22 protein-coding genes are annotated in these 23359 nt (G+C 51.8%); 15 read left to right on the top strand and 7 right to left on the bottom strand.

What is annotated here, in order from left to right:
* From ABJL60_RS18835 to ABJL60_RS18820, 4 genes are all read left to right on the top strand, one after another.
* Positions 1 to 304, top strand: a 304-nt coding sequence (locus ABJL60_RS18835; RefSeq protein ID WP_348374322.1) for a hypothetical protein, incomplete at its 5' end; no start/stop codon positions are given.
* Between the two features lie 33 nt (positions 305 to 337).
* Positions 338 to 805 carry a MarR family winged helix-turn-helix transcriptional regulator gene (locus tag ABJL60_RS18830; RefSeq protein ID WP_348290254.1) on the top strand — a complete coding sequence of 156 codons (468 nt, stop codon included), beginning with the start codon at positions 338 to 340 and terminating at the stop codon, positions 803 to 805.
* A 67-nt stretch (positions 806 to 872) separates the two neighbouring features.
* On the top strand, positions 873 to 1457 hold the full coding sequence (locus ABJL60_RS18825) for a YceI family protein (protein WP_348374321.1): 585 nt from the start codon (positions 873 to 875) through the stop codon (positions 1455 to 1457).
* 87 nt (positions 1458 to 1544) lie between these two features.
* Positions 1545 to 2396 (top strand): fumarylacetoacetate hydrolase family protein, encoded by an 852-nt coding sequence (locus ABJL60_RS18820; protein ID WP_348374320.1) that lies wholly within the window; start codon positions 1545 to 1547, stop codon positions 2394 to 2396.
* Here the strand turns inward: ABJL60_RS18820 and ABJL60_RS18815 are convergent.
* Genes ABJL60_RS18815 through ABJL60_RS18795 form a run of 5 tightly spaced genes read right to left on the bottom strand, consistent with a single transcriptional unit; the run spans position 2393 to position 7538 of the window.
* Positions 2393 to 3694, bottom strand: a complete 1302-nt coding sequence (locus tag ABJL60_RS18815) for a TRAP transporter large permease (protein WP_348374319.1) — start codon at positions 3692 to 3694, stop codon at positions 2393 to 2395. The two genes, ABJL60_RS18820 and ABJL60_RS18815, sit on opposite strands and share 4 nt — an antisense overlap.
* Positions 3691 to 4176 (bottom strand): TRAP transporter small permease subunit, encoded by a 486-nt coding sequence (locus tag ABJL60_RS18810; protein ID WP_348374318.1) that lies wholly within the window; start codon positions 4174 to 4176, stop codon positions 3691 to 3693. The genes ABJL60_RS18815 and ABJL60_RS18810 overlap by 4 nt, the downstream gene beginning before the upstream one ends.
* Entirely contained in the window at positions 4164 to 5192 is a 1029-nt protein-coding gene (locus ABJL60_RS18805) for a TRAP transporter substrate-binding protein (RefSeq protein ID WP_348374317.1), read from the bottom strand. Before ABJL60_RS18805 ends, ABJL60_RS18810 begins: the two co-directional genes overlap by 13 nt.
* Before the next feature lie 24 nt (positions 5193 to 5216).
* Positions 5217 to 6251 (bottom strand): cupin domain-containing protein, encoded by a 1035-nt coding sequence (locus ABJL60_RS18800; protein ID WP_348374316.1) that lies wholly within the window; start codon positions 6249 to 6251, stop codon positions 5217 to 5219.
* Between the two features lie 3 nt (positions 6252 to 6254).
* Positions 6255 to 7538, bottom strand: a complete 1284-nt coding sequence (locus ABJL60_RS18795) for a Rieske 2Fe-2S domain-containing protein (RefSeq protein ID WP_348374315.1) — start codon at positions 7536 to 7538, stop codon at positions 6255 to 6257.
* Between the two features lie 118 nt (positions 7539 to 7656).
* Between ABJL60_RS18795 and ABJL60_RS18790 the strand changes: the two genes are divergently transcribed.
* From ABJL60_RS18790 to ABJL60_RS18775, 4 genes are read left to right on the top strand one after another with little or no spacing between them, the layout of a single operon-like run.
* On the top strand, positions 7657 to 8583 hold the full coding sequence (locus tag ABJL60_RS18790; RefSeq protein ID WP_348374314.1) for a PDR/VanB family oxidoreductase: 927 nt from the start codon (positions 7657 to 7659) through the stop codon (positions 8581 to 8583).
* Positions 8573 to 9739: a Gfo/Idh/MocA family oxidoreductase gene (locus ABJL60_RS18785; protein ID WP_348374313.1), complete on the top strand. Its 1167-nt coding sequence runs from the start codon at positions 8573 to 8575 to the stop codon at positions 9737 to 9739. The genes ABJL60_RS18790 and ABJL60_RS18785 overlap by 11 nt, the downstream gene beginning before the upstream one ends.
* Positions 9736 to 10722, top strand: a complete 987-nt coding sequence (locus ABJL60_RS18780) for an ABC transporter substrate-binding protein (protein WP_348290274.1) — start codon at positions 9736 to 9738, stop codon at positions 10720 to 10722. Before ABJL60_RS18785 ends, ABJL60_RS18780 begins: the two co-directional genes overlap by 4 nt.
* Positions 10719 to 11150 (top strand): hypothetical protein, encoded by a 432-nt coding sequence (locus ABJL60_RS18775; RefSeq protein ID WP_348374312.1) that lies wholly within the window; start codon positions 10719 to 10721, stop codon positions 11148 to 11150. Before ABJL60_RS18780 ends, ABJL60_RS18775 begins: the two co-directional genes overlap by 4 nt.
* Positions 11151 to 11442: 292 nt before the next feature.
* Here the strand turns inward: ABJL60_RS18775 and ABJL60_RS18770 are convergent, their stop codons facing one another.
* Positions 11443 to 11595, bottom strand: a complete 153-nt coding sequence (locus ABJL60_RS18770) for a hypothetical protein (protein WP_348290278.1) — start codon at positions 11593 to 11595, stop codon at positions 11443 to 11445.
* 320 nt (positions 11596 to 11915) lie between these two features.
* Here ABJL60_RS18770 and ABJL60_RS18765 point away from each other — a divergent pair, with 320 nt between their 5' ends.
* The 4 genes from ABJL60_RS18765 (at position 11916) to ABJL60_RS18750 (ending at position 17225) form a co-directional block, all read left to right on the top strand.
* Positions 11916 to 14228, top strand: coding sequence for an ATP-binding protein (locus tag ABJL60_RS18765; RefSeq protein ID WP_348374311.1), 2313 nt, complete (start codon positions 11916 to 11918; stop codon positions 14226 to 14228).
* 17 nt (positions 14229 to 14245) lie between these two features.
* Entirely contained in the window at positions 14246 to 15163 is a 918-nt protein-coding gene (locus ABJL60_RS18760; protein WP_348374310.1) for a hypothetical protein, read from the top strand.
* A 325-nt stretch (positions 15164 to 15488) separates the two neighbouring features.
* Positions 15489 to 16184, top strand: a complete 696-nt coding sequence (locus ABJL60_RS18755; protein WP_348290282.1) for a response regulator — start codon at positions 15489 to 15491, stop codon at positions 16182 to 16184.
* A 357-nt stretch (positions 16185 to 16541) separates the two neighbouring features.
* On the top strand, positions 16542 to 17225 hold the full coding sequence (locus ABJL60_RS18750) for a hypothetical protein (RefSeq protein ID WP_348374309.1): 684 nt from the start codon (positions 16542 to 16544) through the stop codon (positions 17223 to 17225).
* Between the two features lie 685 nt (positions 17226 to 17910).
* Here the strand turns inward: ABJL60_RS18750 and ABJL60_RS18745 are convergent.
* Positions 17911 to 18186 (bottom strand): hypothetical protein, encoded by a 276-nt coding sequence (locus ABJL60_RS18745; RefSeq protein ID WP_348290286.1) that lies wholly within the window; start codon positions 18184 to 18186, stop codon positions 17911 to 17913.
* A 734-nt stretch (positions 18187 to 18920) separates the two neighbouring features.
* Here ABJL60_RS18745 and ABJL60_RS18740 point away from each other — a divergent pair.
* The 3 genes from ABJL60_RS18740 (at position 18921) to ABJL60_RS18730 (ending at position 23356) form a co-directional block, all read left to right on the top strand.
* Complete coding sequence (locus tag ABJL60_RS18740) at positions 18921 to 19799, top strand: AraC family transcriptional regulator (RefSeq protein WP_348318575.1); 879 nt, start codon at positions 18921 to 18923, stop codon at positions 19797 to 19799.
* A gap of 82 nt (positions 19800 to 19881) precedes the next feature.
* Positions 19882 to 20661, top strand: coding sequence for an alpha/beta hydrolase (locus tag ABJL60_RS18735; RefSeq protein ID WP_348290290.1), 780 nt, complete (start codon positions 19882 to 19884; stop codon positions 20659 to 20661).
* Between the two features lie 496 nt (positions 20662 to 21157).
* Positions 21158 to 23356, top strand: a complete 2199-nt coding sequence (locus ABJL60_RS18730; protein ID WP_348374308.1) for a TonB-dependent siderophore receptor — start codon at positions 21158 to 21160, stop codon at positions 23354 to 23356.
* Positions 23357 to 23359: the final 3 nt, after the last annotated feature.

Below are 23359 nucleotides of genomic sequence, written 5' to 3'. Positions count from 1 at the left end.
CTGGGGCCGCGTTAAGCCACTGGTTGCGGCCATGGGCACTGCATCACGCCGAAACGCGTCGGTATATCTCTTTGCCATTCTCAATCTGCTTCATAGCAAACATTGCTCGAAAAAAACGGAACTAAAACGCGACAAGACCAGCGTAAAAGGTGAAGTTACTCGTACCGGCAAGGCAGCCTCGTTGAGTTGCCGGTACTTATCGCACAGAGAAGGTAAGGCTACCGTGAGCGGTTGTACCCTCTGTGTCGCTGCCAATGACGGTGCCCGACGCATTGCGCTGTTCAAGGATAAATTAGTTCGTTAGAAATAATCCATTCCAAATTGGGTGTAAGCGGGAATGACATTACATGACGACGAACGTATTGCGCATTTGGTCCGGCTGTTAGAACGCCAGTTTCGCCGTAACTTGCAAGCCAAGCTGAAACAGCACGATGTGATGTTTGGCCATTGGGAATTTCTGCGGATCCTTTGGGACGAAGAAGGCCTTTCACAAAAAGAACTGGCAGATCGGGCTGGGCTAACCGGACCGACGGCGCACACGGCGCTTTCTAAGATGGAACTGAAAGGGTTGATCGAAAAAGAGGTTCCAAAAGGCGGGCAAAGCCGGCCTGTGATCAACCTCAGCCCCTTGGGCCGATCCTTGCGTCTCAAACTTGAGCCGCTTGCCATCGAAACGAACGACACTGCATCCCAAGGTTTAGCAACAGATGAAATATCACAATTCCGCAGACTTCTTATCAAGATGACGCAAAACCTTGACGAGGATAGCGACGTTCAACGAGTTCGAGATATGCAAGAAAGTTAGATATCTATTTTTCTTGCATGTTTGCGCGAACTGCCTAAAATTAGATATCTAATTTAGGGAGAGAAACATGAAGATACGGTTAGGGAAACTCATTGCGCCGGTGATGGCAGCTGGATTGATTGCAACACCTGCATTCGCCGCTGATGACTATGTGATCGACAGCGCCCATACATTGGTCGCATTTGAACTGAACCACCTTGGGTTCTCAAAGAGCATCGGCTGGATGGGCGATGTATCAGGCACGATTTCTTATGACGCAGATGATGTCGCAAAAAGCGCCGTGTCGGTTATCATGGCCGTAGCTTCAGTGAATACAAACCACCCAGAGCGTGATGGCTGGATCAAATCAGACAAAGCTTTGAACGTGGCTGCGAACCCAGAGATTACTTTTGCATCCACTGGCATCGAAGTGACGTCCGAGACCACAGGCAAGATCATGGGCGACTTGACCATGAATGGTGTGAGCAAGCCAGTCGTCTTGGACGCTGTGTTTAACGGTTCTGGTCCCAACCCTTTGTCCAAAAAAGAAACCATCGGTGTGAGTGCAACGACCAGCATCATGCGCTCTGATTGGGGTGTGACGGCTTTTGTTGGTCCCCTTGGCGATGAGATCGCAATTCAGATTGAGCTTGAAGCCGTTAAGGCCGAGTAAGCGATAGTTACGATAAGACATGGTTGGACGGGGCGATGTAAACCACATCGACCCCGCTAACGGTCGTTTTGATCAAAGAGAGATAAAATGCAGTTTTGCCGGTTTAACGTCGATCGCTTGGGTGTTGTTCAAGGTGACGAGATTTGTGATGTGACGGATGCGCTAGACACATTGCCTGATGTGAAATGGGTCCGCAGCTTGCACGATCCGTTTGTGGCGGCGCTTGATCAGATTTCTGCGAAAGCACAGCCATTATTGGCGTCAGCGCCCCGTCTTAGGCGCGGGGATGTCGTGCTTGAAGCCCCTGTTGCTTTGCCCTCTAAAATCATCGGCGCGCCTGTAAATTATCATGCCCATCTTGACGAAGCCCAAGACGATCATGGCTTGCATCAAGGTGCGAAGGTTCATCCGATTGATGAAATCGGGTGCTTTTTGAAAGCCGGATCTGCCCTTGTCGGTGATGACGCGACGATCACTTTGCCAAAAGACGCCGCACGTGTGGATCACGAGGCCGAGGTTGCCGTGATCATTGGTAAAGCCGGGCGCAATATCGCGGCCAGCGATGCCATGGCTTATGTCGCGGGATACAGCCTTGCGCTGGATATGACCGTGCGCGGCAAACAGGATCGCTCTATGCGCAAATCCTGCGATGGCTTTGCGGTCTTGGGACCGACGCTGGCCACGCCCGATGAAGTTGCCGACCCTGCCCGCATCGCCTTTTCACTGAGCGTCAACGGCGAGGTCCGTCAGGCCTCTGACACCAGCCTGTTGATCCGTTCCATTCCGGAACTGATCGAGATGTGTTCCGCCTTTTACAGCCTTTTGCCGGGTGACGTGATCATGACGGGCACACCTGCCGGCGTTGGCCCTGTCAGTGCGGGGGATACGATTGTTGTGACCTCACCAGAGCTTGGCGTGCTGACGGCCCACGTCGCCTAATACAGCAAGCTTGGCAGCCAGATCGCAAGACTTGGGATCGCGATCAACAATGCGATCCCAACGATATGCGTCACAAGAAACGGCATGATCCCCCGATAGATTGTCATCAGCGGGATATCTGGCGCTTGGGCCCGGATGACAAATATATTCAGGCCCACCGGCGGCGTGATCAACCCAATTTCTGCCACGATGACCAGAAAGACACCGAACCAGATCGGCGAATACCCAAGTGTCTCAACGATGGGAAGAAAGACCGGTACGGTGATCAGGATCATCGAGATCGAGTCCAGAAAACATCCCAAGATCACATACATCACGACAAGGAATAGGATCACCGCAAGCGGGGCCATCCCCTGCGATGTGACCCAATCGCCCAACGTTGCGGGGATACGGGTTTGCACCATAAAGGCGGCGAACATGAACGCGCCGAGGATGATGAAAAACAAAGTTCCTGTGGTCGTGACCGTTTCTTTGAACGCGCTGATCAACGTTGGAATGTTCAATTGACGGGTCACAAATCCCATCAGAATGGTCAAGAGCGCGCCTATGGCTGCAGCCTCAGTTGGGGAAAACCACCCTAGGAAAATCCCGCCAACAACCAAGGTAAAGATCACGGCCATTTTCCAAAAACCAGCAATCGCGGAAAAGCGCTCAGACCACGACATGGAGGGAACCGGCGGCATGTCGTCAGGGCGCAATCGTGACAGCACACTCAAGGTCACAAGGTGCAAGGCCGCCAGCAGCAGCCCCGGGATCAAAGCCGCAGCGAACAACGCAGGGACGCTTTGCTGCGCGATGATCGAGTAGATGATCAAGATGATCGACGGCGGGATCAGAATGCCCAAAGTGCCACCCGATGCCACAACACCGGCGGCGATTGCGTCTGAATACCCATGTTTGCGCATCTCTGGGATCGACACCCGCGTCATGGTGGATGCCGTGGCCAATGATGATCCGCAGATCGCCCCGAACCCCGCACAGGCGCCGACGGTGCCCATCGCAAGCCCGCCGCGAAAGTTTGAAAACAGCGCATTTGCCGCCGTAAATAGCTCTGTCGCCATCTTGGTGCGACTGGCGACCACGCCCATCAAAAGGAACAGCGGCACGACCGAAAGCGAATAGGCCTGTGCGAGCAAAAACGGCTTGTCGCCAAGCGTGTACAGCGCCGTTTTCGAGCCATCAACGGCCCAATATCCGCCAAAGCCAACCAGCAGCAAAGCAGTTCCGACAGGCACGCGTAGGAAAATCATACCAACAAGGATCGCTATGGCCAGCAGGCCGATAATTTGAGGCGTCACGTCTTTGGACCCTTCTTGGCTACGATTTCAAGCAGAACGGCAAGGATGGAAAATCCGATACCTGCCCAAATCGCTATCCAGTAATAGAATTTCAAAATGCCCAAGTCGAACGTCACCTCGCCCCATTCAAGCACAGCAAGTGCCGGGCGAATGATCTGTGTGCCAACAGCGATCAGCGCGATCAAAGTCAACAGTTGGCCGATCTTTTGAAAGCGGTATCTGGTGTCCCATTTATCGATGATATCCACCGCAATCACCTGTCCCGCAAAGAAGGCGGCGGCAATCGACAGATAGATCATCCAGTTGAGGGAAAACTCAACATAGTCCAGCGTCCCTGATATCCGCCACTTTGGATCAATTGCGCGCATGGCAACGTCGGCGGTGACGATCAGCATAAGGAAAGCCAAACAAACAGAAGCCGCAGCAGTCATTACCGCTGCGGCCCCATTTCGTATCGTGTTCAGGGTCGTTAAGACTGACATCCAGGGCCCACGGGTCCGACGGCCTCAATCGCTGCTTTGATCGCAGACATGACGTCATCAGCAGGTAGCCCTGCGTCATTGAGAGAAGCAAGATATCCTGCGGTTTGCGCTGCGCCAACGGCTTGGAACTTGGCCGTTTCCTCATCAGACAATGTGTGAATGTTCACACCTGCTTTGGTCAGCACATCTTTTCCAATCGCATCTAGCTTGTCCCAGATCTGACCGATTTGGGGCGAGATACCAACAAGGCTTTCGTCCACCATCGCTTGCAGATCGGCAGGCAAATCGCCAAAGCTGTCTGGGTTCATCACCAACGCGAACGACGAAGTATAGGCGTAGACTTCGGTGATATCCGTCAGGAATGGTCCCAATTGGAAGGCAAGACCTGCCCCACCATAATCGATCATAGTGCCGTCAATTGTGCCTTTTTGCAGCGCTTCGGCCATCGCGGTTGGCGGCAATCCAACAGGTTTTCCACCCAGCATCGCAATCAATTGCCCGACCGTTTTTGACGGCGGTCGCATGGCTTTGCCCGCAAGATCAGATAGCGCCAGAACAGGCCCGCCCTTCATGTTGATCTGCCCCGGAGGGTGCATAAACGTCGTCAGAACTTTGACACCGCGATGTTCAGGATCGGTGAGTGCCCGCACAGATGGGTCATTCAAGACCCGCGTCGCCTGTTCTGCCGAGCAGAACAGATACGGCATGTTCGAAATCTCAGTCAGCTTGAAACGTCCCGGCGTCGCGCCGTGCAAAACCCATGCAATGTCCGCTTGGCCATTTGACGCAAGGTCGTAATAGGCCGGCGGTGGGCCCATCTGCGCACCATGCAAAATCTCAAATTTCAGGCGGCCTTCGGACTTTTCCTCAAGCGACGCGGCCCAACCGTCGATCCATTTGGACATCCCATGTTTCGGCGTCACAAAGCTCGCAATTTTCAGATCATATGTCTGCGCCGAGGCGAAAGTACCCACAGCAGACAGCACAGCGGCTGCGATGATTGATTTCAAATTCATCTGTCCCTCCCAAGACAATTTACGTTAGGCCGCAGGCTTCTCTTCGCGAAAAATCCCAAGCTTTTCTTGCGCAGCTCGGTCTGAGAAACTGAACAGCACCGCGTCCGTGTTGGCCGCGATTTGATAGGCCGTCCAATTGGGGACAACGAAGGTATCGCTTTCTTCAAAGCGCATCTCTGTGTCGCCGACGCGCACAACGCCTGATCCTTCGACCACACTGAACACAGTTGATTCCGTTGAGCGCCATGCGGCCGTCTCAAACCCTTTTGGTAGATGCTGCAAAAACGCCGAAATCGTTGGCAGGACATGCCCCCCGTCATTGGGGTTTGCATAGATCATCTTATGGCCCAGATGGGGATCGATGGTGCCTTGTGCCATATCCATCAAAGCCGTGCGGCAGCGGTCATATGGATAGCGAAAGATCGGAGAATAGGGTTTCTGTTCTGCCCCGTTGAATGGGCGCAAGCCAGTGCCGTACCCTGCAACAGACGCATTATCGCTGCGAAAGATCGGTTGCTGGTCCGTTTCATTTTCCTCGGCAAACTTTCCGCCCAGAAAATTCACAAGCGGAACATCCAGCCCATCCAGCCAAATCATCGGGCCGTCGCCAGTGTTCTCGTGATCGTGCCAGCACCAGCTTGGTGTCGTGATAAAGTCACCGCGCTGCATTGTGCACCGCTCACCTTCAACCGCCGTATAGCCGCCTGTGCTTTCCAATACGAACCGAATGGCCCCTTGCGTGTGGCGGTGTGCGGGCGCGATTTCGCCCGGCATGACAAGTTGCAAACCCGCAAACAATGTCTGCGCAATGCCAGGACGTTCAAGACCCGGGTTCTTGAGGGCAAGAACGCGGCGCTCTGCCTCTTCAGCAGAGATTTTGTTGCCAGCGTCCAGCAAGAGCGGACGCAAATCACTGTAACGCCACAGATGCGGATCCCCCATCGGCTTTGGCTCATTGGATACCAGCAGGTGATAGATCTCCCACAAGGGGATCGTCGAATGCTTGCCCATTTCTTTGTAGGCGTCGGCCAGATGCGGGTGGATTGGGTTCTTGATCATGATCTACTCCGCTGCGGTCTGTGTGTCGGCGCCAACAAGATCACGCCAATCCACGTCCTTGGACACGACGCCTTCATAAGACGCGATGTTCGTCTGCACGATGTCAGGGTTAGCCCCGATAGCAGGCCCGCCTTCCGCAACAAGTTGTGCGGCATCCACCATCAGACGGCGGAATTCGACAATCGCCAAATCAGACGCCCCCAAGATATCTTTGCTGCGATCAACTTTGGCACCCATCGAAACCCACATGGCGATATCTTGGTTCGGGATACCCGCGATACCGGTGAAATTCCCTTCTTTCATCCACTCGCGGTCCTGACCAAACCAGTTTTCCTTGGTACGCCGTGTAGCCCATGTGCCTTCATCAAGATCAACGCCCGGCACAACATGGTTAAAGGCGCGCCAGCTGTCGGTGTCGGGGGTCGTTTCAGCGTCGCCCCAAGCGATGAAGTGAAACGCGCTGGTTTCATCGTCAATGGGGACAACAACAGTTGCGACTTGGTACGAACTGTTGGGCGGGATCAGCGAGAAATACGGCGCTACATATTCGGTCACGCGGATGTAGTTATGCGTCGCGGCCCCTTTGATCGGGCGGCGAATGGCGGCGTAGTGAAAACCATATTCCGTGGTCTGCGTTTGCATGCGCGGCGACTTATCCGTCGACGGGCGATACCAGCTTTTGCCATCGGCGGCGGCCCCCTCAACCCGTGCGGGCACCATGTCTGAGGAATGCAGCGACGACGAATGTGCACTGTCGATCTGGCCCTCGGTGATCTGCGCCCAGTTGGCGGGAATGCGGATCTTAAGTATGGACACGCGAACGTCGTCATTGGGCGCGAAAGGCGGGCGGCGGAACGCTGGTGTGTCTTCCTTTGCGCCCAGCCACGCCCAAACAAACCCACCGCATTCACGCACAGGGTATGACCGCGCGGCAACCTTCTCGGCCAGCGGGCTGCCTTCGGGTTCAGACGCCATTGCAACCGTCTTGCCTGTCACGTCGAACTTCCATCCGTGATAAAGGCAGCGCAATCCGCAATCCTCATTACGCCCAAGAACAAGCGAGGCTTTGCGGTGCGGGCAAAGTTCATCGAGCAAACCCAAGCGGCCTTCGGAGTCGCGAAACGCCACATAGCGTTCACCAAGCGCTTCGACCAACAGCGGCTTGCAGTCAGGCTCTGCAACTTCTTCGATCAAGCAAACAGGCGTCCAATGGCTGCGCATCAAGGTGCCCATTGGGGTGCCTGGTCCGGCCTCTACAAGCGTTTTATTTTCTTCTGTCGTGAGCAAAACAACCGTCCAGATAGACTACATTCAAGCCTAAGCTTATCACCATCTTCTCGATTGACAATAGAAAATTAGATATCTAATTATTATTCACCTAAGGAGATTGATGGTGTCCCAAAAAATGATGCTTACCTTGATGTCGCGCCGTGACGTTGCGCAGGAAATCACAGAGTTCACGTTTGAAGCATCGGGCGCAAGCGTTCTACCTGCGGCGGATGCGGGTGGGCATATCGCCATTGAAACGCCTGGTGGTGCTGTGCGTCAGTATTCCTTGGTGTATCCCGACCAAAACCCCACGAGCTATAAAGTTGCTGTTAAACGCGAAGAAACCGGACGCGGCGGATCGCTGGCCATGCATAGGCTTGCCATTGGCGAAAGCGTATCGGTTCAGGCCCCGGCAAATAATTTCCCGCTTGGCACAGCCCCTGAATACCTTTTGATTGCAGGCGGCATTGGCGTCACACCGATTTATGCGATGGCCCAGCAGCTGATGGCCACAAAGGCAAAACTGCGGATGATCTATTGCGCCCGCAGCGCGCAAGACGCCGCTTATGTGCCTGACCTCCAAGCCCTGCTTGGGGGCCGGTTGAACGTGCATTACGACAACGGCGACTTCGAAAATCTGTACGATTTTTGGGATGATTTCGCGGACCCCAGCAAGGCGCATGTCTATTGTTGCGGCCCTGGCCCATTGATGGAAGAGATAAAAGGCATCTCTGGTCATTGGCCTGATGGCTCAATCCATTTTGAGGATTTCGCAGGCGTTGCCGCCGTGCGCGAGGATGACAAACCCTTTGAGGTGCGCCTTCAAAAAACCGGCCAAACGATCACCGTGCCAAGCGATAAATCTATTCTTGAGGCGCTGCGCGATGAAGGCATCGCGACCACCAGTTCGTGCGAAAGCGGCACCTGTGGCACCTGTAAATGTGGCCTGATCGAAGGCGACGTAGACCACCGTGATATGGTGCTGATGGATGAGGAAAAAGCAGACCAGATTATGATTTGTGTATCGCGTGCGCGTGCTGGCGAGTTGGTTCTTGACCTATAGTCCGGCCAGAATGGGTGTGATCGGGTTGGGCCGCGGCTTTGCCCTTTCAGCGCGAGGGTTGCAGACGCATCCCGACATTCACCTGATCGCTGGCGCAAACCCGTCTGAGGCTCCGCGCAAAGCTTTTGAGGCAGCCTTTGGCGGACAAACTTATGCGGACTACACCGACATGCTGTGTGATCCTGAGATCGAGATTGTCTATGTCGCGACCCCGCACCAAATGCACAACGCGCATGTCACCGATTGTTTGAATGCAGGCAAACATGTGGTTGTTGAAAAACCCATCACCATTGATCTGGATGAGGCGCGCGCGCTCACACAATTGGCCGCCGACAAAGGCCTACATCTATTGGTCGGCCCTAGTCACAGCTATGACGCGCCCATTGCGCAAGCCGCTTCGACAATCGAGAGTGGCGCGATGGGGCAAGTCAAAATGCTGCATATGCTGACGGCCACAGACTTTATGTACCGTCCGCGCAGGCCTGAGGAATTGCAAACCAGTGCGGGCGGCGGCGTCATTTTTTCGCAGGCTGTGCATCAGGTGGATGTCGCCATGCGATTGATCGGAGCGCGTCCCGTTTCCGTTTTTGCCAAGACCGGAAACTGGGATCCTGAGCGCCCCAGCGAAGGGGCTTTCATGGCAATCGTGTCATTTGAGAATGGCGCATGCGCCAGCCTGACCTATTCGGGCTATGGGTTCTACGACAGCGACATACAGATGGACGGTGTCTCGGAACTTGGGGTGGCAAAGCCCGCTAATGCCTATGGCAAAGCCCGCCGCGCGCTGAAAGACGTTACCGATGAGGTCACTTTTAAACGCACCCGCGCTTTCACAGGCGTAAACGGGTTACCCGACCCCACGCATCACGAACACTTTGGGCCCGTCACCGTGTTTTGCGAGCTTGGCGATATTCATATCGGCATGGACCGTGTTTCAATCTATGGGCCCGACAAAATCGAAACCATCAATTGCCCTTTTGACTATTCCCGCAAGGACTTCGCGCAGGCGATTGTAGATCTCCTTCGTGCTGGCCCAAAGCCTGTGCAATCGGGGGCATGGGGCCATGATGCCCTCGCTACATGCCACGCAATCTTGGACAGCGCAAATTCCGGGCAGCCGGTTTCGATCAACCCCTTAAAGACTGGTGATACATGACTGATCTGACCTTATCCGTTGCTGTTGGTGACTATGATCGCACCCGCCCAATTTACGACGGGCGCGTGAAGATTGACGGCGTTGATCCCGTGGTAATGCTGCAAAGCCCCGAAGAGATGTTCTTTAACGCTTTCCGCCACAAAACCTGCGACATCAGTGAACTGTCATTTAGCTCTTACTGTATGTCTCTGACGCGCGATGACCCGCCCTACATTGCGGTGCCTGTGTTCCTTAGCCGCGCCTTTCGCCATACCTCGATCTATATCCGGACGGACAAAGGCATTGCGTCACCCGCCGATCTGAAAGGCAAAAAGATCGGCATTGCCGAATATCAATTGACCGCAAACGTTTGGGTGCGCGCGATCTTACAAGGCTACGGTGTCTCGCCCAGCGACATCGAATGGGTGCGCGGTGGCATGGATACGGCCGGACGCCCTGAAAAGCTCAAGTTCACGCCACCGGATGATGTGACCATTACACTGGCACCCGAAGGTCGTTCGTTGAATGAAATGCTGGCAGCAGGAGAAATCGACGGTTTCGTCGGCCCCCGCTGGCCGCGCTGTTTCGCCGAAGGGCACGCCGACGTCGGGCGACTGTTTGCCGACAGCCAAGCGGTTGCGACGCAGTGGTACAAAGACACGCAAATCTTCCCGATCATGCACGTCCTTGGCGTGCGTCGCAGCCTTGCGGACCAACATCCTTGGTTGCCTGGCGCGCTGTTGAAAGCGTTTGGCCAGTCCAAAGCTATGGCCACGGCGGCGTTGGCGGACACCTCAGCCACCAAAGTCACCATGCCGTTTGTCGAGGACACACTGCGCCTTGCCGATCAACTCCAACCCAATATTTGGTCCTACGGTGTGGGGGGCAACGAACATGTCATCGACGCCTTTTTGACAGCACATCACGCTCAAGGTCTTTCCCCGCGTAAACTGGATATCGCAGAGCTGTTCCACCCCGCAACATATGAAGGTTACAGCCTGTGACACTGCGTGCTGGTGAGGTCGTTCGCATTGATCTTGATGATGCGCATTTCTATGCGAAATGCGTTTCCGTTCATCCGACCTATCACGAGATATTGGCAATCGATCCGAACGGATACGACGTGCCCGTTGCAACATCTGATGTGTTGTCATTTTCTGAGTTTGCCATTGCCCCGATGTCACACGCTTTGCAGTTAGGCCGTCTGAAGGGGCAGGTCGAAAGCCATCTATCCAATCAAAATCCGATTACGATGCCTTTGTTTCGGTTTGCTGTAAGAGACAGCGCAGGGCGACCCATCTACTGGTGGTTGTGGGACGGAAATTCAATAAAAATCGCGGAACCGGATTGTGATATTTCTTGTCTACCCGACCGCAAAATGACGTCGATTTCTGAGCTTACGTCTCGATGGGTGAAGAAAAGGGATGACTGATAGTTGCAAGAAGTGGTGCATTGGGTCTCTTGCCATCCAATGATGCGCATCCCCTAATGCCACTAACGAACAAGGCTTGTAGCCCCAAAAGGACAATTTGGTCCGCGTCTTGATTGACCAAACGAACGCTTGGATGAAGACTGCAGCACTAGAACATAGTCATTGCTGTCTGAAGTCAGCGCTTATAGGCCCAAATAGCGTTCTTTGCTAAAAGAGGGTTTGTTGCGCATCTGACCTGAGCCCCAAGTCTCCTCGAGCTTTGCGCGGAGTCCTTGGGGTTAAATCTTTGACCTTATGCAGCCATCTTGTCGATCGCCTTTCTCTGCAAGAATTCCATGGGTGTCAGGTTGCCTAAAGCTGAATGTGATCTGCGCCAGTTGTAGAGCGCTACGCAATCGCCTGCCGGGCAGTGTATGATCTGTTCGTCCGTGACACGTGCCTTCATTCGTCCGTCCTTTTGTTGGGCGAACTCTACACAAATTTGGAGGTGTTTTAGAGGCCCAGGTCAGCTCCTTGCCCTCCAGACTCCAATTATGCGTCTGTCAGTCCCTCGCCGCCCGAGCGGCGCGGCGGATACATCACTATCACAATTGATGGAATCTACCGCTGCGGTCCTCAACACGGGATTGACCCACTTTTTCAGAAAGAAAGGGGTGCAAGCATCTCACTGCTTCGTGATCTCCACGCAATCTTAACAATTAGACCAAAACGTTAAAATACACTAAGAAAACCACTAAATTTGGTTCATGAAAGTGTGGAAGTGTAGTGTTTTCTGTATCAAGAAAGGGGATTTCATATAGACTGGCGCGGCTATCCATATTGGTGGCCGTTATTCTTGGTGTTATCACGACTCTTGTTGAAACATGGTTCGATTACGATCACGATCGGCGCCGAATTGACGAGTTGGCGGAAAGAGTATTGCAGGTTCTAGCGCCAAGTGCTGCGGATGCTGCTCATCAATTAGATGAAGAACTGGCCCAACAAGTCATTGAAGGTCTATTCAGTTATGATTTCGTGTTTCAGGCCGCCATTAAAGATGATCTTGGGAACACTCTGGCAGCAACGATGCATGTTCCCACAGCAAGTAATTTCTTTTGGATCACCGAGAAATTAAGTGATCCGTATCCGGAGTATCTAGTCGATCTCATAGCCACAACAGAGAACCGTGAGGTGGGGCATTTGATGGTGAGCATCAACATGGACAAAGCTCTGTCCGTGTTCTACTCGCGGTTTTTCACAAATATATTCGCGGGCTTAGCAAGGAATGTGTTGTTATCCTTGATCTTATTTGCCGTTTTTCAGCGCGTGATCACCCGTCCATTGGTCTCGCTGAGTAAGGATATTGTATCGGTCGATCCGCATGATCCCCGGCAACTCAAAGCCACGATAGGTGCAGCCAATCAATCAAACGAGATCGGTCAACTTGAGGGATCGATGAACGGTTTGCTGACCGCCAGCCGTGACAAAATCAAGGAATTGGAAGAGACGCAGACGGAACTTCAACGCAATGAAGTGCGCATTAACGATTTTGTGCGCGCAGCGTCGGATTGGTTTTGGGAAACCGACAAGGATCACAGGGTGACATATCTGTCGGACAGTTTTTTCGAGGTCATCGGTGTTGGCGTGGATCCATCCGACCTAGGGCAGGCTGATTTTGACACACGGGTCGGTCTTGACCAAGACGGACAATCCGCGTTTTTGGCGATTAAAAAAACGCAAAGACCATTTCGGGATTTCTGGGTTTCATTCCAGTTGCCGGATGGCGAAACCAGACAAGTTCAATCGAGCGGCGTTCCTCTTTTCGATGCATCTGGTAATTTCAGTGGCTACCGAGGGGTGAGCGCTGACAGAACAGACCTGCGCCAATCCCAACTTGAACAAAAACGCTTAGCTGACGAATTAAACCACTCACAAAAGCTGCGTGCTATCGGCCAGTTAACTGGGGGCGTGGCGCATGACTTCAACAATTTGCTGACAATCCTCGTGGGGAGTCTCGAATTGGCGCGATCACCAGACTCGTCCGACAAGGAGGTCTCTAGCGCCTTTGAAATGGCTTTAGGCGCAACACAAAGGGGGGCGCTTTTGACCCATCGTTTGTTGGCGTTTTCCCGCCAGCAACCGCTTACCCCAAAATCCTTAGACCCCGTGCAGCTACTGCTTGATTTTGAAAACTTGTTGTGTCGGTCTTTGGGTGAGCAAATCAGTTTAGAAGTTGTCGTCGAAAGCGGCACATGGTTCTGCTGGGTGGATCGCCAAGAACTGGAAACGGTCCTTTTGAATTTGGTTATCAACGCACGAGACGCGATGCCGGATGGTGGTAAGATTAAGATCAAGGTCTTTAACACTAAGCTTCAAGATGACAGTGTCGAGGTTCCCTCCGACATCGTACCGGGACCTTATATTTGTTTTGCAGTGTCCGATAACGGAGTTGGCATGTCTAAGGATACCGCTGAACGCGCATTTGACCCATATTTCACCACCAAACCCGTCGGAAAAGGCTCTGGGTTAGGGCTTTCGATGGCTTTCGGATACGCAAAACAATCAGGTGGTCATATCGCCATAGACAGTATGGAAGGCGAAGGGACGAACGTCAGACTTTATTTGCCCAAATCAGAGATTGAACCTGACGATGATCCGAAGGCCAACAGCTCGATAAACGACGAACATTTACTGGTTGGCCGCCGCGCTTTGGTTGTTGAAGATGACGACACGCTGCGACACATCCTAAAACAGCGTCTCAATCAAGCCGGCATGGATGTCACTGTTGCAAGTGTGGCCACGCAAGCTATCGAAATTTGCTCTGCAGAACCTGCCTTCGATTTCTTTCTCTTGGATGTTGTTCTGCCGGGCGAAATCATGGGTCCCGATCTTTCTGAAGTACTCTTGCATTTTACGCCAAACGCGTCGGTTGTATTCATGTCTGGTTATACTGGCTTAGCTATGAAGGACCAATCCGCTTTCAGTAGGACGTTCAAATTTATTCAAAAACCTTTCTCAAGCACGGTGCTGAAACAGGCTTTGCTGGAGGCTTTGAGAAAGAAACAATCAATGCCTGAGATCGGTGAATCTTCGGAATAATCACAAGGGAGAAGTGAATGGGTAACCTTGCAATTAAAGTGACTTCTGCGTTGCGTCGTATAGCATTGGCGTCATGTGTTTTTGTGGCGAGCGTAACTGCTTCATCAGCCATTTCGGATGACCGGGTCCTTCGGGTTTTGTTGGTTGCCGACAGAGTGTATCCCATCTTGAATTTAGGTACGACGCCCGGAAATGGGGTTAGAACCAGTATCAGTGTCGCAGATTGCCCGATGTTCGACTCTCCAATTTTTAAGGGCGCGTTCCGATTTGAAGTCGAACTGATGATACTCTGCAATGCCATCAGTGATGCTGATTTGGCCGACCGGCTTGAATTCGTAGGGTTTCCCAACCTCAAACGCGCAGTATCAGATCTGGTTGAAGGGAATGCCGATTTCTTGGGAGCTTCTGTCTTTCCAGTCAAGATCACTGACGGAATCTTGGCATCTGACCCGGTTCTAAGGCGGGGAGAGTTTCAAGTTGGTTTATTCACCACCGCCAATCGAGACGACGTTCTGGGCATTGAAAGCCAAGAAGACCTTTTCCGTCTGACCGGGATTACTGAGCGGAATTGGGAAGTCGATCTACTTACGCTAAACGGTATGGGTTTGCGAGATGTTGTTGCGGCACGCAAGATGACTTTGATACCAGACATGATTGCAGCAAGTCGTGCGGATTTCACGTTGTCTTACCTAGATAGACCTACGACCGAACACATGGGTGACCCCCTAGTTCGCATAGACGGTTTTCGGGCTTCGATGAATTTAGAGCGAGTTCTCGCGTTCTCCCCGTCTAATAGTGAGCTACGGAATGTCGTGAATGCATACATTCACCGAATGAGAGCGTTGCCGGTTGATCGGCTTTATGAGGGTTATAAAAATAGTGGCTTTATCGTCGACACCTACGAAGACTGGGTAGATGTCACGAATCCGCAATGAAATTCACAAAATGTCAGGTACTTAATCTACGGAAGGGTCTGTTTCGAGAGTGGCTTCTCCACCATTCCTCCATGATACCTGCACGCAGTCCCAACACCTCTTCGACAATTTGCTTGTATCTCGGAGTAAACGTTGAAAAATCTTTATTCTCGTTCAATCGGTCTCGTCTGGACAGAGAAACTACGCAACATCACAATGCACAAAAGAAATGCAGAGTTGCGAAGTCGCTCATCAACACAGGCTAACACCAACAGCAATCGGGCAGCTAAGGATTGTGCCGAGCAATCTTGCCAATACTCTATCGCTAACCTTATGGATTTCGTTCATGTCATCTGATTATCAGCCTCTTGTTCTAATTGTTGAAGATGAGCGAGAAATCGCTTCAATGTTGCGAACTTACTTTGAACGTGACGGGTTTCGAACCGTGATGGCATCAGACGGTGAGACGGCGATTACACATGCGGGCATGCTTTCACCGGATATCATCATCCTTGATGTAGGTCTTCCCAAGATGGATGGTTTCGATGTTTTGAAAGAAATTACAAACAAATTTTCTACACCGGTGATTATGGCGACCTCCCACGCAGAAGACCTTGATAAACTTCTGGCGCTACGAATTGGCGCAGACGACTATGTGGTCAAGCCCTTCAATCCATTGGAAATTGTGGCACGCGCGCGCGCAGTATTGAAACGTGGCCGAGCCGCTGAAACGAAAACACTAGCATATGGACAGATCAAGGTGGACGTACAGTCCCATGTGGCAATCGTTGATCGGCCGGACGGGGTGCTTAAGCTCGATCTAACATTGACTGAATTTCGATTGCTCAGCCATGCGATTAGATTTCCTACGCTTGTATTCTCTAGATTGGACTTGCTGGATTCATGCCTTTCCGAAAGTGACGCTGTTGAGCGAACTGTAGATAGCCACATTAGCAATTTACGCCGTAAATTGAGCAAAGCAGGTATTGAAGGCCACTTTGCTGGAGTTCGTGGCGTCGGCTATCGATTCTCCCCAAACTGAAGCGCATTAAAACCCTAAGTGAATTTGTGCACCTAGCAGCTTTTAACAGGCATTTCCCCTTAGAATCGATCATGTGTCGTCGTGTCGTATTGTGGTAACCTACTGGTTTTTGCTCGAAATATTTTGAGCTTAGCAGCAGTTTTCAAGTTCAATTTAGAACATAAGTCATTGATCAGAATGTATTTTTTAATTGATCGGCTTCACTGAATCCTCTTACCAATCGGTCTCCACACAACCTCCACGAAAAGTAAACAAGTCCTCATCTCAGGTTAGCGATAACAGTTCCACTAACCGAAACATTTTGCGGAGTATCAAATGTCAATTTGTTTCGATCAAAGCACGAAAAAGGAACATAATATGTTTAACTTCACGGACTTCTTTAACAACTTAGCCCTCAACCTGTCTGAATTTGGCCAAAGTAACGGCGTTGGGAATGTTGGCGGCGTCAACGGCACTGGTAACACCGGTATTGGCAATGGAAACGGCAATGTTGGAGGCTTTAATGGCAACAACAACGGCGGTAACAACAACGGTAACAATAACACTGGCGGCTTTAACGGCAACGGAAATGGCGTAGGAAACAATGACGAGGGGAACAGTGAGAGCTTCTCCTCTTTCGATTTGAGCGAATTCCTCGATAGTTCCGCCTTGACCGAAACAGAAGAAGAAACAGCGGCAGAAACGGTTGCTGAACCTGTCGTAGATAGGGAAGTTACTGAAACAACAACGCCAGAGACCCTTCAAACCGAACCCGCTGACACGTTTGAGTTCGTAAGCACTAATGGTGCTGATAACATTGGCGGCGTGAACGGCACTGGTAACACCGGCATTGGTAATGGGAACGGCAACGTCGGCGGTTTCAACGGCAATGATAACGGTGGCGACTTTAACGGCAACGCGAATGTTGGTGGTGGATTTAACGGCAACGGTAACGGTAATGGCAACAGTAACGCCGATGTCGACTTGGCCGCTTTCCAGCCTGTGGAAGAATTCCAATCTTGGCAGGATTTTGTCCCTGATTGGGATAGCTTCTTCGCATAATATTGGGTTTCCCAACCCAAATTATACGTGAACATAGTGACGCTTGAATTGAAAGCGTCACTAAGTTGGCACTCCTGCGACCCTCCCCTTCGCTGGAGTGCCTTCAATTTACTCCTGCAATCTCGCGTAATTGCAATGTTGTAGGGATGAATTCGCCTGTTTTCTGCATCAAGAAATAGAAGGGCAATTGCCGTATCAAGGCGGGTCAAACACCAACCCATTGGTCTTGCTGCGGTTTAGTTCCGGTCTCTTACGAGCAAGGTTCACCATAAAGGCTATATGGAGAGAATTGTAGCACTTCGTCCAAAACCGCTCGTTTGAAGCAGACGGCGCAAAGAAAACTTCACCTGCATTTCAATCTCTGTAACCGTTTCAAACTATCGTGTACCCACGTGGTCAAAATTGATGCCTGCCATTACGGGCTTAGGCTTTCACGTCGCACCCATAGCGAAAGACAGCTTTCCGCTTTTGGTGCCCATCGACGCGATCGGCCCTTTACCAACATTGGCTCTCGACCCCTGATGCTGCGCTTGCAGCCCACATAGCTGTCATTCAAAGTTTGAGCTAAATTTTTACCGTGGATAAGCCACTGCCACGGCGGAAATACCAATCAGTATAAGAAACGGCGGCTCCTTCCGGGCCGCCGTTCTGTATACTGCCCCAACGCATCAGGGCAGTGCCTGGCTTAACGATAGGACTCCAGGTTGATCGCAAAAAGATCAATCTCCAGCTTGTGCTTTGTATTCGGCGGCAAGCCAATATCCCTGCGCAGGTGGTCACACAGATGATCCGTACTCGTTTGGGCACACAACCGGCCGAACCCAATCGCATCCGGCGGGCGGCTTCGCTTAAACACGCGCGTCAGGACCGCAAAAAACACGCGGCGGAACCCAAAACTGGCGATCAAATCATCGATCACTTCACGTGGTGTATGGCTGTTATCAAGGGGCAGTGCATTCATAACACATAATTCCTGTTTAGGGGGCAAGAAGGGCCCGTTTTGAGAGAGGTTCCGACAGATGGCCGCACGCAAACGCAAATCGACGAACGGTACAATCTATCTATAGGTTGGGGATATGTCGCCTTGGCGACACGATGGGACTGGAGGCAAGGCTAGCCTAAAAGGGCAGCGGATCCAGACACAGGTCGCACTCCGAAGGCGGCGGCGAGACGATATTCTTTAGACATTTGCATCGAAACCCTCCTTCATTTCCTAGGTGCGATAAGTACAACTCATACGTGAGTTTTACCAAAAGTCAACGGCCGTCTGCCGCACAGCCTTTTTGCGGCTCACAGATATGTCTTGATGCACGGCCAAGACATCCACACTGCATGCTCTCATAATCTGGAAAACCCGCTAACACTGCGGTTCAGAATCGAGTTGAAGGTGCCAAACCATCGCTGACCCGCTCGTTCTGCCAAGGGCAAACCAGGGTTTAACGCGAAAGCGATTTTGATTTTTCATTTCTGGCCTAATCTGGAGGAAAGCCGTCTTTCGCTGCCCTCGGAAACTAAATTGGGCAACTTGAATAAAGCGGACACTCAGGGCTACGGCCCAGTTTTTCGGTTTGCACACGCAGCTAAGGTCAGGAATGAGCCCATGTAGTCGTTTTTCTGCGGCGCGGCGAATGACTGCTTACATATTTTGCATCAGCGCGGTTGACATACTTTTCCTAGAAATCATTATGTTTTGCTATGAAATCAATAGAGGCTCCAACAGAACTTATAACGCCGTCACAGCGGATGCACGCGGTACCTGTCAGTTGCACCGGGCATTCGGATTTGTTCGGTTGGGACGGAATTCGCGTGGAAGATTACCGCGACCTACCAGAAAGCGACCTCCGGCTCCCCGGTATGGATCACCATTTGTTGGTGTATCATTACAAGGCGTTGACTGGCGAATTCACCCATGAATGTGCTGGCCGTAAGACGTTGACGCATCTCCGGTCTGGTCAACTCAGTTTTATTCCTGCGGGTGCTGACAATCGTTGGGCCTTTGGCCAAGGGAAGCCGTCGGCTTTGCACATAATGGTTCGCACTGATTGCTTTGATAAAGTGCTCACTAGTGATCAAATGACGTTGCGCGACAACTTTCAGGTCACATCCTCCGCATTGGAGGATATTGCCAGAAGGCTTCAATTCGAGTTGGACCAGAATGGCGCATCGGGTGTTTTGTTTGCAGAAACAATGACGGCAATGCTGTCAGAAACAATCTCCAAAGAATTTGGTGAACACACGTCCAAGAATTCGGAAAACCGATGTAATGTGTCACTTGCCAGAGAGTTGATTGAAGCCGAGTACGACAGGAGTATTCACCTGGATGAACTCGCGTCTTTGTCAAACCTCAGCCAAAGTCAGGTTATTCGTGCGTTCACGACACAATTCGGAACAAGTCCCCATCAATACCTTCTGGCGTGCCGCTTGAATAAAGCCAAACGCCGCCTTCTTTCTGGGGGTGATGAAACGCTTGCGCAACTTGCTGTCGATTTGGGTTTCTCTGACCAAAGCCATTTTACGCGGCTGTTTCGCCGCGCCACAGGGGTAACGCCAAACCAGTTTCTTGCCCGTCAGTGAATGCGCATTTTGTTCTATAACGGCAGCAAGATACCCATGTAACCTTCCACAGAGAATTTGAAATCTGACAAGGACACATGAAATGAAAATTGGCGATAATGAAATATTTCTGACCGACACTGGTGGCGAAAAACCTGCGTTACTGTTTGTCCACGGGATCATGATGGACCATTCCGTTTGGACAAAACAAATTGCAGCCTTTGCGGAAACGCACCGTGTGGTTTGTGTTGACTTGCGAGGGTTTGGAGCCTCTAGCACAACCAGCCCAGAGACGACATTTGAAGAACATTGCGATGATTTACTAGCGGTTGTTGCGGGCCTCAGTTTGACAGACGTGACCTTTGTTGGGTGGTCAATGGGTGGTGCAATCGGTCAAATAATGGCTGCTAAAAACGGGTCATCGTTCAAGCAATTCGTATTTGTCGACACGACACCACAGCTGGTCGCGGATGATGCCTTTACGCATGCGCTTCCGGGCGAAGCGGCGCAGCAACTTGGTGGGCTCCTGATGGAAGATTTTGCAACCGGATGTGGCGCATTTTGTGGAATGATCGCGCCGGAAGACGGTGCTGTTGTTGAAAAACTCACAGCCATTGCTGCCGCAACCGATGTTGGAGTGGCGATGACTGCCTTTGGAAACTCTGGGGCACGAAACCAAATTAGCGAGTTGCCTCAAATCACTGCACCGACGACTATAATTTGTGGCCGTAATGATGCGATTTGCTTGCCTGCAGCTAGTGAATTTATGGCAAAAACCATACCTGGTTGTGATGGCAATGTGGTCTGGATTGATGACGCGGGTCACGCGCCCTTCCTCACGCGGGCTGACGCCTTCAACACGGCGTTAAGTGCGATCATCTAAATCCACAGCAGAAAGAACTCACATCCGGAAAATTACTTCCGGGTGTGCCCCAGCAGAACTTGCGACATGCAAACACAAACCGGACATTGGTCGTAACATTCCAATAGTAGCAAAGTCCGCATTGCGGCCATCTGGTTATCACGAATGCTGCGCCACAGCCAACGTCAGCTTTGGGGAAGTTGGCTGTGGTGCCCAGTTTCTTGGCTAGTATGTCTAACGCACATAAATAGTAAGCGGCTGATTGCCGTCGTCAATCACCTACAACCCAAAGTTTAAAGTTTCCCCATTTATCCACCAACGGTATGTTGACAGTTTTTATCAGGTATATTAAAGACCAATTACAGCGAACGACCGCTGAACCAGCAAGATAGATGCCATCAAAGCCTGTCCAGCAATCCCATTCATTATGGTGCAATTGAGCCGCAATGTGCGCGCTCTGCAACTCATTAAAAACGGCGGATTGGGGTGATGAATTCCCCCAAATCGGGGATATTATATGACGCGACATTCCAAAATACCATTTACTGGCCCCTTGGCCCTAGCCGTTTCCATGGTCATTTCCATTGCCCATGCGCAAACCGCGTCAGACGTGGTTGATCTTGGTACCATCGTGCTGAAAAGGACTTCCGACACACCGTTGGAAAACTACGAAGGTTACGCAGCAGAAGCCAGCAGCACTGCAACCCGCGGCCTTCCGGGTGATTTAGCAAAATCCCCACGAAGCGTCACCGTTGTGACCCGCGAACAAGTCGAAGATCAGGGCGCAAGGTCTTTGGAAGACGCCATTGCTTATACACCCGGCGTGACCGTGCAAACCTACGGATCAGATAGCCGGTATGAACAATACGCGATCCGTGGCTACGAAGGTCAATCCACATCAACCTATCGCGACGGCATGCCCTTGCGCACCTTCGGTTGGGGCGCCTGGCGCACCGAGGTCTTTGGGGTTGAACGAATAGAAGTGCTACGTGGCGGTACAGCTGATCTTTATGGTTCCAACGAACCCGGCGGCGTGGTGAACGCTGTGACCAAACGACCCCAGTTCACCTATGGCGGCGAAATCCTCACTCGATTGAACAGCTATGGTGGCGGAGAATTGGGCTTTGATGTCACGGGACCGCTCAGTGACACTATAGCCTATCGGTTCGTTGGTCTCTTTGGTGAAACGGGTACTGTGTTTGACGAAGTTGACGAAGGTCGTGTTTATCTTGCGCCCTCTTTGACCTGGAAGGCCACAGACCGCACGAATATTACCTTCTTTGGCCAATACCAAAAAGACGATGTCGGGGACACATATGTCATCGTACCACAGTTTGGCTCACAGCTGGCCAACCCGATTGCCAGCTACGACAATGATTTTTATTCTGGCAACCCGGACCGGAACATTATCGAAACCACGCAAAACTACCTAGGTTACGAGCTGGATCATGCATTTGATAACGGTCTGACCTTCCGCTCCCGTGCCCGCTTTACAGAAAACGATTGGATTAATCAAACAACATATCCGGCGGCATTCTATTCTTCGACAGGCGTTGCGGGTGCCGTGGATTCAGCGATCATGACCGACTTTGATGTCGATCAAACCACGACCCAGTTCAGCTTTGACAACGCGCTTGTCAAAGAATTCTCGTTCGGAAATGTAAGCGGTCAGATTATCGGTGGCGTCGATTACTACGAAGCCGAATATGACAATACCTACAGCTTTCGATACGCAGGAAATCGCAATCTGCTAACAGAGAGTACCGTGGTCATACCCGGAATTCCCGTCGCAGCAGATATCGAATTCACCCAAGACATTAAACAAGTCGGATACTATCTTGGAGCGAACGCAGAAATCGCCGACAATTGGTTGGTGACCGTATCATTGCGCCACGACCGTGTGGATATGACAACCGTGTCCAGCGGCTTTAGCCAACGCAACAAGACCGATTACACAACGGGCAATATTGGCGTGTCCCACACCTTTGGTAATGGTGTGACCTTGTACTCCAACGCGGGCACAAGCTTTAACTTACCACCTGTCGGGGTCAACGCCTCGAGCCAACCTCTGGAAGTTGAAACAGCGACATCTTATGAAATTGGTGCACGTTTCCGCCCCTTAGGAAGCAACTCATTGCTTAGCATTGCGTTGTTTGACGTGACCAAAGACAACACGACCCAATCGTTGAACCAATTCGCTGGCGACCCCCGTGTCGAACAAGTGGGTGAAATCAGATCGCAAGGCGTCGAAGTGTCCGCCAACTACGCCTTTAAAAACGGCGTCTCTGTATTGGCCAATTATACTTATAACGATGCCAAAATCACCCAAAATGCTACCAATCAGGGCAATCGCGTCGCGCGCATTCCAAAACACAGCGCCTCACTTTGGTTAAATTACGACGTGCAGGCCCCACGCTTTGATGGTCTTAGCTTGGGCGTTGGCGCACGGTTTACGGGAGATCGGTTCTCAGACTCCGCAAACACAGCGACTCGTAAAATCTCTGATCTCACTGTGTTCGATGCATCCGTGGCCTACGAATGGGATGATTGGAGCGCGACACTGTCCGCGCGAAATCTGACAGACCGTCAAGATGTCACGTTTTGCACTTCTGGCGCAGAGGCCGCGACCCAAGCCGGTCTGCCATTGGCCGAAGCGGGAGGCTGTACTTATGGCACGGGTCGTACAATCCAACTCAGCTTAACACGTCGTTTTTAAACA

Source organism: Ascidiaceihabitans sp. (assembly GCF_039986515.1).
Taxonomy (GTDB): domain Bacteria; phylum Pseudomonadota; class Alphaproteobacteria; order Rhodobacterales; family Rhodobacteraceae; genus Ascidiaceihabitans.
This window is presented reverse-complemented; position numbering and strand designations above follow the sequence as displayed.